General features: G+C 62.6%; 13 protein-coding genes. 6 read left to right on the top strand and 7 right to left on the bottom strand.

The features are described 5' to 3' along the window. Nucleotides 1-19: 19 nt before the first annotated feature. From KHO23_RS01620 to recG, 3 genes are all read right to left on the bottom strand, one after another. Nucleotides 20-160, bottom strand: a complete 141-nt coding sequence (locus KHO23_RS01620) for a hypothetical protein (protein ID WP_211609016.1) — start codon at nt 158-160, stop codon at nt 20-22. Nucleotides 161-343: 183 nt separating this feature from the next. Beyond that, nucleotides 344-1,303 (bottom strand): hydrogen peroxide-inducible genes activator, encoded by a 960-nt coding sequence (locus KHO23_RS01615; RefSeq protein WP_211609015.1) that lies wholly within the window; start codon nt 1,301-1,303, stop codon nt 344-346. A 134-nt stretch (nt 1,304-1,437) separates the two neighbouring features. After that, nucleotides 1,438-3,744: an ATP-dependent DNA helicase RecG gene (gene recG, locus KHO23_RS01610; RefSeq protein ID WP_211609014.1), complete on the bottom strand. Its 2,307-nt coding sequence runs from the start codon at nt 3,742-3,744 to the stop codon at nt 1,438-1,440. A 147-nt stretch (nt 3,745-3,891) separates the two neighbouring features. On the opposite strand from recG, the gene queA reads away from it, so the two are divergent. The 5 genes from queA to secF all read left to right on the top strand — a co-directional run bounded on the left by queA (nt 3,892) and on the right by secF (nt 10,058). Beyond that, nucleotides 3,892-4,950, top strand: a complete 1,059-nt coding sequence (gene queA, locus KHO23_RS01605) for a tRNA preQ1(34) S-adenosylmethionine ribosyltransferase-isomerase QueA (RefSeq protein ID WP_211609013.1) — start codon at nt 3,892-3,894, stop codon at nt 4,948-4,950. Nucleotides 4,951-5,188: 238 nt separating this feature from the next. Continuing rightward, nucleotides 5,189-6,394: a tRNA guanosine(34) transglycosylase Tgt gene (tgt, locus tag KHO23_RS01600; RefSeq protein WP_211609012.1), complete on the top strand. Its 1,206-nt coding sequence runs from the start codon at nt 5,189-5,191 to the stop codon at nt 6,392-6,394. A gap of 204 nt (nt 6,395-6,598) precedes the next feature. Then, entirely contained in the window at nt 6,599-6,928 is a 330-nt protein-coding gene (gene yajC, locus KHO23_RS01595) for a preprotein translocase subunit YajC (protein WP_007179286.1), read from the top strand. Between the two features lie 118 nt (nt 6,929-7,046). Continuing rightward, the gene (gene secD, locus KHO23_RS01590) at nt 7,047-9,089 is read left to right on the top strand and encodes a protein translocase subunit SecD (RefSeq protein WP_211609011.1); all 2,043 of its coding nucleotides are present in this window, start codon (nt 7,047-7,049) and stop codon (nt 9,087-9,089) included. 18 nt (nt 9,090-9,107) lie between these two features. Continuing rightward, nucleotides 9,108-10,058, top strand: a complete 951-nt coding sequence (gene secF / locus KHO23_RS01585) for a protein translocase subunit SecF (protein ID WP_211609010.1) — start codon at nt 9,108-9,110, stop codon at nt 10,056-10,058. Nucleotides 10,059-10,138: 80 nt separating this feature from the next. Here secF and KHO23_RS01580 read toward each other — a convergent pair whose 3' ends face one another. From KHO23_RS01580 to KHO23_RS01565, 4 genes are all read right to left on the bottom strand, one after another. Then, nucleotides 10,139-11,416, bottom strand: coding sequence for an MFS transporter (locus KHO23_RS01580; RefSeq protein ID WP_211609009.1), 1,278 nt, complete (start codon nt 11,414-11,416; stop codon nt 10,139-10,141). A 289-nt stretch (nt 11,417-11,705) separates the two neighbouring features. After that, nucleotides 11,706-12,275 (bottom strand): YceI family protein, encoded by a 570-nt coding sequence (locus KHO23_RS01575; protein WP_211609815.1) that lies wholly within the window; start codon nt 12,273-12,275, stop codon nt 11,706-11,708. A 78-nt stretch (nt 12,276-12,353) separates the two neighbouring features. Further along, nucleotides 12,354-12,917: a YceI family protein gene (locus tag KHO23_RS01570; protein WP_211609008.1), complete on the bottom strand. Its 564-nt coding sequence runs from the start codon at nt 12,915-12,917 to the stop codon at nt 12,354-12,356. A gap of 8 nt (nt 12,918-12,925) precedes the next feature. Continuing rightward, nucleotides 12,926-13,486: a cytochrome b gene (locus tag KHO23_RS01565; RefSeq protein ID WP_211609007.1), complete on the bottom strand. Its 561-nt coding sequence runs from the start codon at nt 13,484-13,486 to the stop codon at nt 12,926-12,928. Nucleotides 13,487-13,952: 466 nt separating this feature from the next. On the opposite strand from KHO23_RS01565, the gene KHO23_RS01560 reads away from it, so the two are divergent. Further along, nucleotides 13,953-14,708, top strand: a complete 756-nt coding sequence (locus KHO23_RS01560; RefSeq protein WP_211609006.1) for a paraquat-inducible protein A — start codon at nt 13,953-13,955, stop codon at nt 14,706-14,708. The last annotated feature ends 5 nt before the right edge of the window (nt 14,709-14,713 follow it).

The following is a 14,713-nucleotide window of genomic DNA, read 5'->3' as shown; positions in this document are numbered from 1 at the left end:
GTGTGCCGATGCCCGCGGCTTATGCGGACAAGGCCCGATCGACCAGCAAGGAAAGCGCAACCGTGCGCACGCTGCGCACCGAGGCGGCGAAGGTGCCGGTAGTCACGCGGGCGGATTGAGAAGCGGCGGTCTGGACGGGCTGCGAGTTTGATTGCGTCATGATTTCCTCCGGGTCTTATGGGATCGGGCGATCCATGGAGGAAACTATATCAACGCTATCGAATTAACGTGTTTGATTAATTTTATCTATTCGATAGGGAGGGGCGACTATCGCCACCTTGGGCGGTCGCCCGCCCGCCCGCCGGCATGCGCGACGGGCGGGCTGGGTGCGGAGCGCCGCTTCCTAGTTGACGGCGACTGGCAAATCCAGCTTTTTGACGCCCGGCAGTTCGCAGGCGTTAATGGCGTCGCAGATGGCCTCGATCGCGGGCATCCGCGTGAAGCTCTTGCGCCAGGCGAGCACAACGCGGCGATCCGGCACCGGCTCGTCGAAGGCGACGTAGCTGAGCAGGCCGGCATCGATCCCGCCGGCGTGCGGCTTGACCTCATGCACCGACATGCGCGGCAGCACGGTAATGCCGACGCCGCTCGCCACCATATGACGGATGGTTTCCAGCGACGAGCCTTCGAAGGTCTTCTGGATACCGTCCGCGTTCTGCGAGAAACGCATCAGTTCAGGGCACACGCCCAGCACGTGGTCGCGGAAGCAATGGCCGCTGCCCAGCAACAACATGGTTTCCTGCTTGAGATCCTCGGCGTCGATCTTCGGGCGGTTTTCCCACGCGTGACCCGACGGCAGCGCGACGACAAACGGTTCGTCATAGAGCGGGCGCTGCATCAGACCCGTTTCCGGGAACGGCAGCGCCATGATGGCGACGTCGATCTCCCCCTGCTTGAGCAGTTCGATCAGCTTGATCGTGTAATTTTCCTGCAGCATCAACGGCATCTGCGGGACGCGCTTGATCATCTGCTTGACGAGCGTAGGCAGCAGATACGGCCCGATCGTATAGATGACGCCAAGGCGCAGCGGCCCAACCAGCGGGTCTTTGCCCTGTTTCGCGATCTCTTTGATGGCAAGCGTCTGTTCGAGGACGCGCTGGGCCTGCGTGACGATCTGTTCGCCGATCGGCGTGACACTGACTTCACTGGTGCCGCGCTCGAAAATCTGCACGTTGAGCTCGTCTTCGAGCTTTTTGATTGCCACCGACAGGGTCGGCTGGCTAACGAAACACGCTTCGGCGGCCCGGCCGAAGTGCCGTTCGCGGGCAACCGCGACGATGTATTTCAATTCGGTGAGCGTCATTGGGGGACCAATCAGTGCGATGAATTCGATAGGTTCTAGTTATACACCTATAGGGTCGGTTCGCCAACCTTTTGGTCCTTTGAGCCGTTCGCCAGCCGGGGCAGACGGGTGTTTCCGCCGGCAAAGACACCTCATCAAGCCTTCAGATAGTGCTCTCGCGCTCCGAGCCAGCGGGCCAGGTGCTGCATCACCACCTCGGGATACTTCTCGAGCAAAGCCGCAGCGGCCTCTCTGGCAGGCTCGATGAGCCACTGATCATTCTCGAGATCGGCAAACCTCAACATGGCCGCACCCGACTGCCGGGCGCCCAGAAACTCACCCGGACCGCGAATCTCGAGGTCGCGCCGGGCAATTTCGAACCCGTCAGTCGTCTCGCGCATGGTCTGCAAACGCGCCCGCGCCGTCATCGAGAGCGGCCCGGTATACAGCAATACGCAGATCGAAGCCGCGCTCCCGCGCCCCACCCGTCCACGCAACTGGTGCAACTGCGCGAGACCGAACCGCTCGGCATGCTCGATCACCATCAGCGAGGCATTCGGCACGTCGACACCCACTTCGATCACCGTCGTCGCCACCAGCAATTGCACCTCGTTGCGCGTGAACGCATCCATGACGGCAGCCTTCTCCGACGGCGCGAGGCGTCCGTGCACCAGACCGACATTCAATTCGGGCAACGCGGCCACCAGCGTCTCGTAGGTCTCCACCGCGGTCTGCAACTGCAAGGTCTCGCTTTCCTCGATCAGCGGACACACCCAGTACACCTGCCGCCCCGTCAGCGCGGCCTCACGCACACGGCCGATCACCTCTTCCCGCCGCGCGTCGGAAACCAGCTTGGTCAGAATCGGCGTGCGCCCAGGCGGCAGTTCGTCGATGGTCGAGACGTCGAGGTCGGCGTAGTAAGTCATGGCCAGCGTGCGCGGAATCGGCGTCGCCGACATCATCAACTGATGCGGCTGGAAATCGCGCGCGCCTTCGGCGGCGTTCCGTGCCTTGGCGCGCAAGGCGAGACGCTGCGCCACGCCGAAACGATGCTGTTCGTCGACGATCACCAACCCCAGCCGTGCGAACTCGACCGCGTCCTGGATGATCGCGTGCGTACCGATCACGAGTTGCGCCGTGCCGAGCGCCGCCGCTTCGATCGCGGCGCGCTTTTCCTTCGTCTTCAGGCTGCCCGCGAGCCACGCGACACTCACACCCAACGGTTCCAGCCAGCCGCGCAATTTGCGGGCGTGCTGTTCGGCCAGAATTTCGGTCGGCGCCATCAGCGCGGCCTGGTAGCCGGCGTCGATCGCCTGCGCCGCGGCCAGCGCGGCGACGATCGTCTTGCCACTGCCGACATCGCCCTGCAGCAGCCGCTGCATCGGATGAGGCTGCGTCAGATCAAGCGCGATCTCGCCGCCCACGCGCTCCTGCGCCGCCGTCAGCGAAAACGGCAGCGCCTTCAGCAAACGCGCGACGAGTGCCGATTCATCGCCCAGCTTCCGGCGCGGCATGGTCGGCGCCGCACGCGTGCGGCGCTCTTCATGTGCGCGCTTCAACGACATCTGCTGCGCCAGCAATTCTTCGAACTTGATGCGCACCCACGCGGGATGCGTGCCGTCTATCAACGCGGTTTCATCGGATTGCACGCCCGGATGATGCAGCGTGCGCACGGCGTCCATCAGCGTCGGTACGCCGAGCGGCCGCATATAAGCTTGTTCGATCGGCGCGGGCAGCAACTCGGGCAACGACGTGCGCGACAACGCGTTATCGATCGACTTGCGCAGATATGCCTGCGTCACGCCCGCGGTGCTCGGATACACCGGTGTCAGCGCCTGCGGCAGCGGCGTGTCTTCGTCGACCACGCGTACCGCCGGATGCACCATCTCCATGCCGAAGAAACCACCGCGCACGTCGCCGCGCACGCGCAACCGCGCGCCGACCGCCATCTGTTTGACCTGCGAGCCGTAGAAATTCAGAAAGCGCAGGACGAGTTCGTCGCCTTCGTCATCGCGCAGTTTCACCAGCAACTGCCGGCGCGGGCGATAGGCGATCTCGTTGTCGAACACCACGCCTTCGGTCTGCGCGATGCCGCCCGGCAGCAGATGGCCGATCGGTGTCAGCGAGGTCTCGTCTTCGTAGCGCATCGGCAGATGCAGAACCAGATCGATGTCGCGTGTGAGACCGAGCTTGGCGAGCTTGTCGACCGGCTTGGCTGCGGATTTTGCGGCGGCCTTGGCAGCAGGCTTGCCGGTAGCTTTGCCCGCGGATTTGCCGGCGGGCTTGTCAGCGAATGGATCAACCATTTCACCTTCACGCGCGGCCTTGTTGCCCTCTGACGCGACACCCGCGCCGAGGTCGTTTAAGTCCGCCGCCGCTGCTTTGCCCCGCGAGACGCGGCGCTTGGGCTCGGCGCTCACTTCATCGGTAGCGGAGGGCAATCGGCGGTCGGACAAAGGCATGGGTTGCTTCGCAAGTACAATATCGGCTGTCAAAGGTGTTGCGCCATACAGCGCGCGGGCTCGCGGGCCGCTCTGGCGTCCCGCAATCATAGCCGCCCGGCTCCGGCTTCGGCTCAATTCAGTCCCAATTCGCTTCCAGTCGTCCGCATGTTTACGCTTTCCGATTTCGATTTCGATCTGCCACCCGAGCTGATCGCGCAAGTTGCGCTGCCCGAGCGCAGCGCCAGCCGTCTGCTCGAAGTGGCCAACACGGCCGATGCCGCTGGCGCCGCGCGCCTGATTGACCGCCGCTTTGCCGAGCTGCCCGAGTGCATCGAGGCCGGCGACCTGCTGGTCTTCAACGATACCAAAGTGCTGAAAGCGCGCTTCCTCGGCCAGAAGGCCAGTGGCGGCAAGATCGAAGTGCTGGTAGAACGCCTCACCGGCGAGCGCACCGCGCTCGCGCAGATCCGCGCGAGCAAGAGCCCACAGCCGGGCACCACGATCCGTCTGGCCGATGCGTTCGACGTGACGGTCGGCGAACGCGTCGAGCCGTTCTACACGCTGCATTTTCCAGACGACTGTCTGACGCTGATCGAGCAATTCGGCCGCCTGCCGCTGCCGCCGTACATCGAGCACGATCCCGACTCGACTGACGAAACCCGCTACCAGACAGTGTTCGCGCAGAACCCAGGCGCAGTGGCTGCGCCCACCGCCGGCCTGCACTTCGACGACGCGCTGCTCGCGCGGCTCGACGCCCGCGGGGTGGAGCGCGCGACGCTGACGTTGCACGTCGGCGCGGGCACCTTCCAGCCGGTACGGGTGGAGAATCTGGCCGAACACAAAATGCACAGCGAGTGGTACCACCTGCCGCAATCGCTAGCCGACAAGATCGCGGCGACGCGGGCGCGCGGCAACCGCGTGATCGCGGTCGGCACGACGTCGATGCGCGCGCTCGAAGCCGCCGCGCGCGATGCCGAGGCCGTCGGACGCCCGCTCGGCGCGGCCAGCACGGAAACCGACATCTTCATCACGCCGGGCTACAAGTTCCGCGTGGTCGACCGGCTGGTGACCAATTTCCATTTGCCGAAGTCGACGCTGCTGATGCTGGTGTCGGCGTTCGCGGGCGTCGAGACGATTCGCGAAGCGTACCGGCACGCGATCGAACAGCGTTACCGCTTCTTCAGCTATGGCGACGCGATGCTGCTGACGCGGCGCGACGCCTGAACCGTTTCGCGTCGCACGGCGATATCCCGTGCGACAGCGTTGCGCGCCGGCAGCGCGCGCGGTAGTCTGCCGCTCCTTGCTGCGTTGATTTAGCGGCGGTCGTCGCTGCCTCCCTGTTCCGGCGGGCAGCGACAGATCTGCACTGCAACTTAAGTTTTCTTTACCCAGCCGCCGTGGCTTACCCGGCGGCGTTCAACAATTGCGCCGGACTGTTTTCCGGTTGCACAGGAGTCCCCCAATGACCGACGGTCATACCCACGATACAAGCGGTACCTGTAACACCTGCGCGAGCACCAACGAGCGCCCCGACAACGGTCTCAAATTCGAACTGCTCGGCACCGACGGCCAGGCACGCCGCGGCCGCGTCACGCTGAACCATGGCGTGGTCGAAACGCCGATCTTCATGCCGGTCGGCACCTACGGCACGGTGAAGGCGGTCCAGCCGCGCGAGCTCGAGGAAATGCACGCGCAGATCATCCTCGGCAACACGTTCCACCTGTGGCTGCGCCCGGGTCTCGAAACCATCGAGGCGCACGGTGGCCTGCACAGCTTCATGGGCTGGAAGAAACCGATCCTGACGGACTCCGGCGGCTTTCAGGTGTTTTCGCTGGGCGATCTGCGCAAAATCACCGAAGATGGCGTCACGTTCGCCTCGCCGATCAACGGCGACAAGCTCTTCCTGTCGCCCGAAGTGTCGATGCAGATCCAGAAGGTGCTGAACTCGGACATCGTCATGCAGTTCGACGAATGCACGCCGTACGCGACCAATAACGTGCCGACTTCGCATCAGGAAGCCGCCGATTCCATGCGCATGTCGATGCGCTGGGCCAAACGCTCGATCGACGAATTCAACCGCCTCGGCAATCCGAACGCCCTCTTCGGCATCGTCCAGGGCGGCATGTTCGAAGACCTGCGCGACGAATCGCTGGCGGGTCTCGCGGAGATGGATTTCCACGGTCTCGCCATCGGCGGCCTGTCGGTCGGCGAGCCGAAAGAAGACATGATGCGCGTGCTGAACCATATCGGCCCGAAGCTGCCGGCCGACAAGCCGCACTATCTGATGGGCGTCGGCACGCCGGAAGACCTGGTGGCCGGCGTGGCCGCCGGCGTCGACATGTTCGACTGCGTGATGCCGACCCGCAACGCGCGCAACGGCTGGCTCTTCACCCGTTTCGGCGACATCAAGATCCGCAACGCCGCGCACAAGAACTCGCTGCGCCCGCTCGACGAGCAATGCGGTTGCTACACCTGTCGAAATTTCACGCGGGGCTACCTGCACCATCTGCATCGAGTAGGGGAAATCCTCGGTGCGCAGTTGAACACGATTCACAACCTGCACTACTACCTCGAATTGATGCAGGAAATGCGCGACGCAATCGACGCAAAACTGTTCGAGCCTTTCCGCAAGCGCTTCCACGAGGACCGCGCGCGCGGCATCGATTAGCCCGCAATCGGGAATCAGCTGACAAATTGCCGGACGAATCCGCTGGCTTCGCGCGGAAAACCTTACAATTAACTTTCGCGCACGGTGAAAAGGCTTTAAACGGTTGATCGGAAAGCCGATTCGCCGCGCCGACCCCTGTCAGGCCAGTGGTAGAATAACCGGCTGATTTTTTTGATCGTTTTGATTTATAACGGAGAGACCAACGTGTCGTTCATTTCCAATGCCTTCGCCCAAGGCACAGCAACTGGTGGCATTGAATCGAACCTGATGAGCTTCCTGCCGCTGATCCTGATGTTCGGCGTGCTCTACTTCATCATGATTCGCCCGCAAATGAAGCGCCAGAAGGAACATCGCAACATGCTCGCCGCCATGGCCAAGGGCGACGAAGTGGTGACGAATGGCGGCATCGTCGGCAAGGTGACCAAGGTGGGTGAAGCTTACGTCGGCGTCGAAATCTCGGAAGGCACGGAAATCACCGTGCAAAAAGCGTCGGTCACGACGATTCTCCCGAAGGGCACGATCAAGTCGCTGTAAGGCCTGCTCTCTCGCGTCCGGCGCGGCCTCGCCGGCGGTTCTCGCGGAACAACGCTGAATCGCCCGCGCTCATCGCTGGACGCATCGCTTCCAAGCCAACCTTCCCGTTGGACCACTCATGAATCGTTACCCCCTTTGGAAATACGCCGTGATGCTGGTGGCTCTGGTCATCGGCCTCGTGTACACGCTGCCCAATCTGTTCGGCGAAGCGCCGGCGGTGCAGGTGTCGAGCGGCAAGGCAACGGTCAAGCTCGACTCGACCACGCTGTCGGCAGTCGAAACGGCGCTTGCCGCCAATCAGATCAAGCCTGACGAAGTCACGTTCGACAATTCGTCGACCAACGCGAACATTCGCGTGCGCCTGCTGGACACCGACACGCAATTGCGCGTGAAGGACCTGCTGCAGAAGTCGCTGAACAGCGACCCAACCGACCCGCAGTTCATCGTGGCGCTGAACCTGCAAAGCGCGTCGCCGCGCTGGCTGACCGCCCTGCATGCGCTGCCGATGTATCTCGGTCTGGACTTGCGCGGCGGCGTGCACTTCCTGCTGCAGGTCGACATGGCCGGCGCGCTCAACAAGAAGCTCGACTCCGACGCGTCGGATGCACGCACCATGCTGCGTGACAACAACATCCGCGACGGCGGCGTGAACCGCGTCAACCAGACGGTGGTGATCAATTTCGCCGACCAGGCCACAGCGGACGCGGCATCCAAGCAACTGGGCCGCAGCATCAGCGAACTCCAGTGGGCCTCGCAGGCGAACCCGGACGGTGGTGTGCAACTGGTCGGCACGTTCACGCCGGCGGTGCAGAAAGCCGTACAGGACGCCGCGCTCAAGCAGAACATCACCACGCTGCATAACCGCGTGAACGAACTGGGCGTGGCCGAGCCGGTGATCCAGCAACAAGGCTCGGACCGTATCGTCGTCGAACTGCCGGGTGTGCAGGACACGGCGAAGGCGAAAGACATCATTGGCCGCACGGCAACGCTCGAAGCGCGCCTCGCCGACCCGGTGAACACGCATCCGAATCCGTCCGATCCAGTGCCGCCGGGCGACGAGCTGTTCACTCAGGGCAATCAGACGCCGGTGCTGCTGAGGAAGCAGATCATCTTCACGGGTGACCGCATCATCGACGCGTCGGCAGGCTTCGACGAACATCAGCGTCCGTCGGTCAACATCCGTCTGGATTCGGCGGGTGGCCGCGCGGTGCGCAGCGTCTCGCGCGACAACATCGGCAAGCCGATGGCAATGGTGCTGTTCGAAAAGGGCAAGGGCGAAGTGCTGACGGTGGCGACCATCCAGTCGGAACTGGGCGACCGCTTCCAGATCACCGGCCAGCCCACGCCGCAAGGCGCCGCCGACCTCGCGCTGCTGCTGCGCGCCGGTTCGCTGGCAGCGCCAATGGACATCATCGAAGAACGCACGATCGGCCCGAGCCTCGGCGCGGACAACATCAATAAGGGCTTCCATTCGGTGGTGTGGGGGTTCGCAGCGATCGCCGTCTTCATGATCGCGTACTACATGCTGTTCGGCGTGATCTCGATGATTGGCCTGTCGGTCAACCTGCTGCTGCTGATTGCCGTGCTGTCCATGTTGCAGGCCACGCTCACCTTGCCGGGCATTGCCGCTATCGCGCTCGCGCTCGGTATGGCGATCGACGCGAACGTGCTGATCAACGAGCGCGTGCGTGAAGAACTGCGCAACGGCGCGCCGCCGCAACTGGCGATCCAGAACGGCTACGCGCATGCATGGGCGACCATTCTCGATTCGAACGTCACCACGCTGATCGCCGGCCTCGCCCTGCTCACGTTCGGCTCCGGCCCGGTGCGCGGTTTCGCGATCGTGCACTGTATCGGCATCTTGACGTCGATGTTCTCGGCCGTGTTCTTCTCGCGCGGCGTGGTCAACTTCTGGTACGGCGGCAAGAAGAAGCTCAAGTCGCTGGCCATCGGTCAGGTGTGGCGCCCGCAAGCGCAAGGCATCGACGGCGCGGCTGCGTACCTCGGTAACGAGGACGCCGCGACCGACACCGCGCAAGCCATCGCTGCGGCAAGCGCCAAACCGAAGGCAAAAGCTGCCGCCCAGGCGCGCGCCGGCAAACCGACGGTGCGTCGCCGCGACGCGTCCAATACGCCGCAGAAACCGGGTTCATCCCGCTGAGTCCCGGAGAACTAAACCATGGAATTTTTCCGTTTTCGCAAAGACATTCCGTTCATGCAGCGTGCGTTGATTTTCAACGCAATCTCGCTGCTGACGTTTGTCGCCGCTGTGTTTTTCCTGCTGCATCGCGGGCTGCATCTGTCGGTGGAATTCACCGGCGGTACGGTCATCGAAGTGCAGTATCCGGGTGCCGCGCCGCTCGAACCGGTGCGCGGCACGCTCAACAAGCTCGGCTATCCCGACGCGCAGGTGCAGAACTTCGGCACCTCGCGTGACGTGCTGATCCGTCTGCCGCTCAAGCAGGGTCTCACGTCAGCGCAACAGAGCGACCAGGTGATGGGCGCGCTGAAGGGCCAGGATTCGCAGGTGCAGTTGCAGCGCGTCGAGTTCGTCGGCCCGCAGGTGGGCAAGGAACTCGCTACCGACGGCCTGCTCGCGCTGGCGTGTGTGGTGGTCGGCATCGTGATCTACCTGTCGTTCCGCTTCGAATGGAAGTACGCGGTCGCCGGCGTGATCGCGAATTTGCACGACGTGATTATCATTCTCGGCTTCTTTGCGTTCTTCCAGTGGGAGTTCTCGCTGTCGGTGCTGGCCGCTGTGCTCGCGGTGCTCGGCTACTCGGTGAACGAATCCGTCGTTATCTTCGACCGGATTCGTGAAACCTTCCGCCGCGAACGCAAGATGACCGTGATCGAGGTGATCAACCACGCGATCACCAGCACCATGTCGCGCACGATCATCACCCACGGCTGTACGCAGATGATGGTGCTGTCGATGTTCCTGTTCGGCGGCCCCACGCTGCACTACTTTGCTCTCGCGCTGACGGTCGGTATTCTGTTCGGTATCTACTCGTCGGTGTTCGTCGCTGCGGCGCTCGCCATGTGGCTCGGCGTGAAGCGCGAAGATCTGGTGAAGGACAAGAAAGACCGCGTCGATCCGGACGATCCAAACGCAGGCGCGCAAGTTTGAGCTTGCTGTAGTCAGACCTCGCAATAAGAAAGGCCGGTTCTCTCGAACCGGCCTTTTGCGTTTACCGCCTTTGCCGCGTTTTAGCGGAAACCAAGCTTGCGCCGCGCCGCCATCAACGCCACCAGGCTCACGCCCGCCGCAAAAATCATGTAGTAGCTCGGCGCGGCCTTCGACCCCGTGAAGCTGATCAGCCACGCGATGATGAACGGCCCGAAGCCGCCAAAGATCGTCACGGCGATGTTATAGGCCAGCGACATGCCGGTCGTGCGTGTCTGCACCGGAAACATCTCGGAGAGCAAACCCGGCAGCGCCGCGAAGTAGCCCGTCATGAGAAAGCCGAACACGATCTGCAGCGCAATCAGCGTGCCGAAGGTGGGATGCGCGACCAGATACACGAAGGCCGGATTGATCAGCACGAGAAGGAGCACCGCCGATACCAGCATGATCGTGGTGCGCCCATGCCGGTCCGACAAATGGCCGACCAGCGGCGAAAACACCATCTGAATGACGCCGGTCAGCGCAATCGCCGCGAACGCAACCGAAGGCGCCAACCCCAACTGCTTCACACCGTATGTCGGCATGAACAGCACCAGATAGGTCGACACCGTCCCGAGCACCACCACGCCGATCGCAATCACGAGGCGCAGCTTCTGGCTGGCGAAGGTATCGCGCAGCGGCGTCGTGGTGGTTTCCGCCGCGAGGAACTCGGGCGTTTCGTCGAGTTTGGTGCGGATGTACCACGCGACCGGCCCGATCAGAAGACCGAAGCAGAACGGCACGCGCCAGCCCCACGAGGCCATCTGCTCCGGCGAGAGCTTACCGGTCAGGAGCACGCCGAAGCCGGCCGCGAGCAGCGTGGTGAGCCCCTGGCTCGCGACCTGCCAGCTCGCGAAGAAACCCCGCCGCCCCGGCACGTGTTCCGCGAGAAAAGCCGTGGCACTGCCGAACTCGCCGCCCGCCGAAAAGCCTTGCATCAGTCGCGCCATCACGAGAATCACGGGCGCGGCAATGCCGATGCTCTGATACGTCGGCAGAACCGCGATGATCAGCGTGCCGCCCATCATCAGCAGGATCGACAGGGTGAGCGCTGCTTTGCGTCCGGCGCGGTCGGCGTAAGCACCGATCACGATCGCGCCGAGCGGCCGCATGAAGAACGACACGCCGAAGGTGCCGAGCGTCAGCAGCAGCGAGACGGTGTCGTTACCCGCCGGGAAAAACAGCTTCGCGATGATGACCGCGAAAAAGCCGTACACCACCAGATCGAACCATTCCAGCGCGTTGCCAATCGAGGCGGCGACCACCGCGCGCCACGAATTCCGCCGGCTCCCCGCCAGGCTTGCCGATGTCGTTGCATTCATGCAGATCTCCAATGCGCGCGAAATATTATTAACGTAGGTTTTACGCTGGGTATTGCCGGACTGGGTGCGCGCACAACCAATACGGAACCAGCGCTCTGTGTACCTGAAAAATTAATTCAACGCGAGCGGCAAATAGCCGGTGGCCGGTGCACAAGGCCTCCTGCGTTTCAACCGGGCAATAAAAAACCGCTTCATCGCGAAAGCGCGGGAAGCGGTATCTCTGTTGCGGCGCAACGGCCGCGCCATGCGCGGTATTAGATACGTCCAGGCAAAAAGCTCGTTTAAGCGCTTATTGCTTGATGCCTTCTGCCTGAATATGCAGCTTGGTATCCATGCTGAAGCCATATTTGGCGCCGAAATCCATGCCGTAATCGCTGCGGTTGAAATGAGCGCTCGCTTCCACGCCGCACACTTCGCGCTTGAGCACCGGGTGCTGCATGCACTTGAACGATTCGACCTTCAGATTCAGCGGCTTGGTCACGCCATGCATCGTCAGGCTGCCGACCACTTCGACCGGCTTGTCGCCGTCGAACTTGATATCGGTCCCTTTGTAGGTCACCGACGGATACTTGGCGACGTCGAAGAATTCGTCCGATTTCACATGCTCGTCGAGCTTGGTGTTGCCGGTCTCGACCGAAGCCGGGTCAACCGTCACGTCCACCGTGCCGGTTTTCGCCGCGCGGTCGAGCGTGACCGTGCCCGACGTTTTGGTGAACTTGCCGCGCCATACCGAAAGGCCGCCGAAGTGATCCGCCTCGAAGCTCGGATACGTGTGGGTCGGGTCGAGCTGATAGGTGTCGGCGGCAGCCAATGCGCCGAGCGAGACAGAAGAGGCCAATGCGCCGACGGCGATCAACAGGGATGTTTTCAATTCAGGCTCCTTATGTTTCTTGAATGCTTGAAGGAAAGCGGCCGCGCTCAAAGAGCGTGGCGAACGTCACTTGTGTGCTGCGACGATATGAAACTTGATCACCACGTCATCGGCGACCACTGAGGTATCTTTCCATTCGCCGGTGCCGATGTCGAATTGCGAGCGCTTGATCGGCAACGAGCCGTCGAACGTCTGCGTCGCGCCCTGCTGGGCGACCGTGACCGGCACCACGACGGTCTGCGATTTACCCTTGATGGTCAGCTTGCCGGTGACCTTGAACTGATTGCCGCCGGCCGGGGCGATCGCGCTCGACACGAAGGTTGCCGTCGGATAGGTCTTCGCGTCGAACCAGTCCTTGCCGCGCACCTGATCGTTATAGCTTTCGTCACCGAGGTCGTAACTGCCGACATCGATGCTGAACTGCGCGCTGCCGTCGGCCGGTTTTGCCGGATCGAACTTCACTTGCGCGGTGAATTTACCGAATTTGCCTTCCACCGGCACGTTCATCTGCTTCGAGGTTGCCGTGACCGAACTTTTACCGGCGTCGACCTGCGCGAGCGCACTGCCGGCCGCTGTCAGCGAAGCCGCTGCGAAGGCGGCGAGCATGTAGCGATAAAACGAAACTTTCATGGTTATCCTTATTTGATGAAAGGGAGCATGCGCGACAGCAGGCCGTCGCGGTCCAGCCATTGATGCTTCAGCGCCGCCGCGACGTGCAGCGCGACCAGCACGAGCAAGGTGTAATTCAGCGCGATGTGCACGTTCTTCAGCAGCTCCTTGAGATGCGGATCGGGTGCGATCAGGCGCGGCAGTGGAATCAGGCCGAGGTACACCACCGGCACGTTGGCCGCCGAGCTATATAGATAGCCGGAGGCGGGAATCACGATCATCAGCACATAGAGCAGCAGATGCATGAGATGTGCGGCGCCGCGCTGCCAGGCCGGCATGCGACGCGGCATGGGAGGGCCCGCGTGAGTGGCACGCCACAGAATGCGCAGCATGGCGAGCGCGAACACCGTCACGCCGATCCATTTGTGCCAGGAGAAATAGCGCAGCTTGGTGGGCGTGAAGCCGGGAATGTCGGTCATCACCCAACCGAGCGCGAAGCCGCATACGATGAGCAGCGCGATCAGCCAGTGAAAAGCGATGGCAGTCCGCGTGTACGACTCCCGGCCACCGAAAGAAGGATTGAGTGACATGACTGATCAACACAAGCTAAGAGAGGTAAACGGCGCAGCCGGCCCTGCTATTCCACGCTGTCGATGCATGCCGCATCAAGCGACTCGACAGTCGAGCATGGCGGCCGCGGCACACGCCAAGGCCGCCATGCTACCGCAAGCGGAAAATGCTGGCTGTGTCGACCGGAGTTAGCGCTTTAGCGCTTACTCCGGTCCCATGCAAAGCCTGCCGCCCGGAATGCGGTGACTCGGAAAATTTTCCCACGAGCAGAACCTGTATTGAACAATTGGGGACGGAGGGTGTCAGAAGTAAGCATTTTTGTGTAAGACTAGCCCCAATTCCGACGCCGCGTGATCGACAAATTGCACCGGGCGCAACAGCTGGCCCCGCGGAGAAGCACGTTTGGTACTATTGCCCCACGTTTTCCAGCCCTGCCCTAAAGTCGGCATTGCACGCCACTCTTCACGTCGTTAGCCTCTCTGCCGTATGGAACATGACAACCTGATCGCGTGCCATGAATGCGATACGCTGTTCCGCAAGCCCCGGCTTGTCGGGCGGGCGGTCGCGCGCTGTCCGCGCTGCGGCGCGACGCTCTATAGCGGCGTCTCTCGCAAGCTCGACAGTATTTCCGCAATGACGCTGGCCGCGCTGATCACCTTCATCATCGCCCAGGCCTTCCCGATCGTCGAACTCGAAACCAGTGGCATCACCTCGCAAACCACGCTGTTCGGCGCGCTCGTCGCGTTGTGGGGCGAGGACATGCAGATCGTCGCGGTCATGGTGTTCTGCTCGACCATTCTGTTCCCGCTGACCGAACTGGTCGCGCTGCTCTACGTGCTGATCCCGCTGCGCGCCGGCTATGTGCCGATCGCCTTCAACCGCGTGCTGCGCGCCATTCAATTCGTGCGGCCGTGGGGCATGATCGAAGTATTCATGCTCGGGGTGCTGATTACGATCGTGAAGATGGTGAGTCTCGCACGCGTGATTCCCGAAGCGGCGCTATTCGCGTTCGGCGTGCTGACGCTGATGATCGCGGTGGTCGTCACGTTCGATCCGCGCGTGCTATGGGACCTCGCCGACGAAATGCGCGAGCGCAGCAAGAGACCGCTGCCGGGCACCTCCACGGATAGCGCGGCGGCCGCCGGCAGTTCGCTTGACGCGCCGCCCGCACCGCCTGAGGTGCAAGGCACGGTTCGATCCGCATTGCCGCCGGGCGTGCCGCCGGCGCCGCACCAGGGATGAACGCA

The sequence above is a fragment of the Paraburkholderia haematera genome, from assembly GCF_905220975.1.
Lineage (GTDB): Bacteria > Pseudomonadota > Gammaproteobacteria > Burkholderiales > Burkholderiaceae > Paraburkholderia > Paraburkholderia haematera.
Note: the sequence above shows the minus strand (reverse complement) of the source record. Positions and strands in the feature narration are given on the sequence as shown.

Bases quoted from the DNA above. Each gene is read 5' to 3' on its own strand.
- KHO23_RS01620 (WP_211609016.1), bottom strand. From the start codon at position 160: ATGACGCAATCAAACTCGCAGCCCGTCCAGACCGCCGCTTCTCAATCC.
- KHO23_RS01615 (WP_211609015.1), bottom strand. From the start codon at position 1,303: ATGACGCTCACCGAATTGAAATACATCGTCGCGGTTGCCCGCGAACGG.
- recG (WP_211609014.1), bottom strand. From the start codon at position 3,744: ATGCCTTTGTCCGACCGCCGATTGCCCTCCGCTACCGATGAAGTGAGC.
- queA (WP_211609013.1), top strand. From the start codon at position 3,892: ATGTTTACGCTTTCCGATTTCGATTTCGATCTGCCACCCGAGCTGATC.
- tgt (WP_211609012.1), top strand. From the start codon at position 5,189: ATGACCGACGGTCATACCCACGATACAAGCGGTACCTGTAACACCTGC.
- secD (WP_211609011.1), top strand. From the start codon at position 7,047: ATGAATCGTTACCCCCTTTGGAAATACGCCGTGATGCTGGTGGCTCTG.
- secF (WP_211609010.1), top strand. From the start codon at position 9,108: ATGGAATTTTTCCGTTTTCGCAAAGACATTCCGTTCATGCAGCGTGCG.
- KHO23_RS01580 (WP_211609009.1), bottom strand. From the start codon at position 11,416: ATGAATGCAACGACATCGGCAAGCCTGGCGGGGAGCCGGCGGAATTCG.
- KHO23_RS01570 (WP_211609008.1), bottom strand. From the start codon at position 12,917: ATGAAAGTTTCGTTTTATCGCTACATGCTCGCCGCCTTCGCAGCGGCT.
- KHO23_RS01565 (WP_211609007.1), bottom strand. From the start codon at position 13,486: ATGTCACTCAATCCTTCTTTCGGTGGCCGGGAGTCGTACACGCGGACT.
- KHO23_RS01560 (WP_211609006.1), top strand. From the start codon at position 13,953: ATGGAACATGACAACCTGATCGCGTGCCATGAATGCGATACGCTGTTC.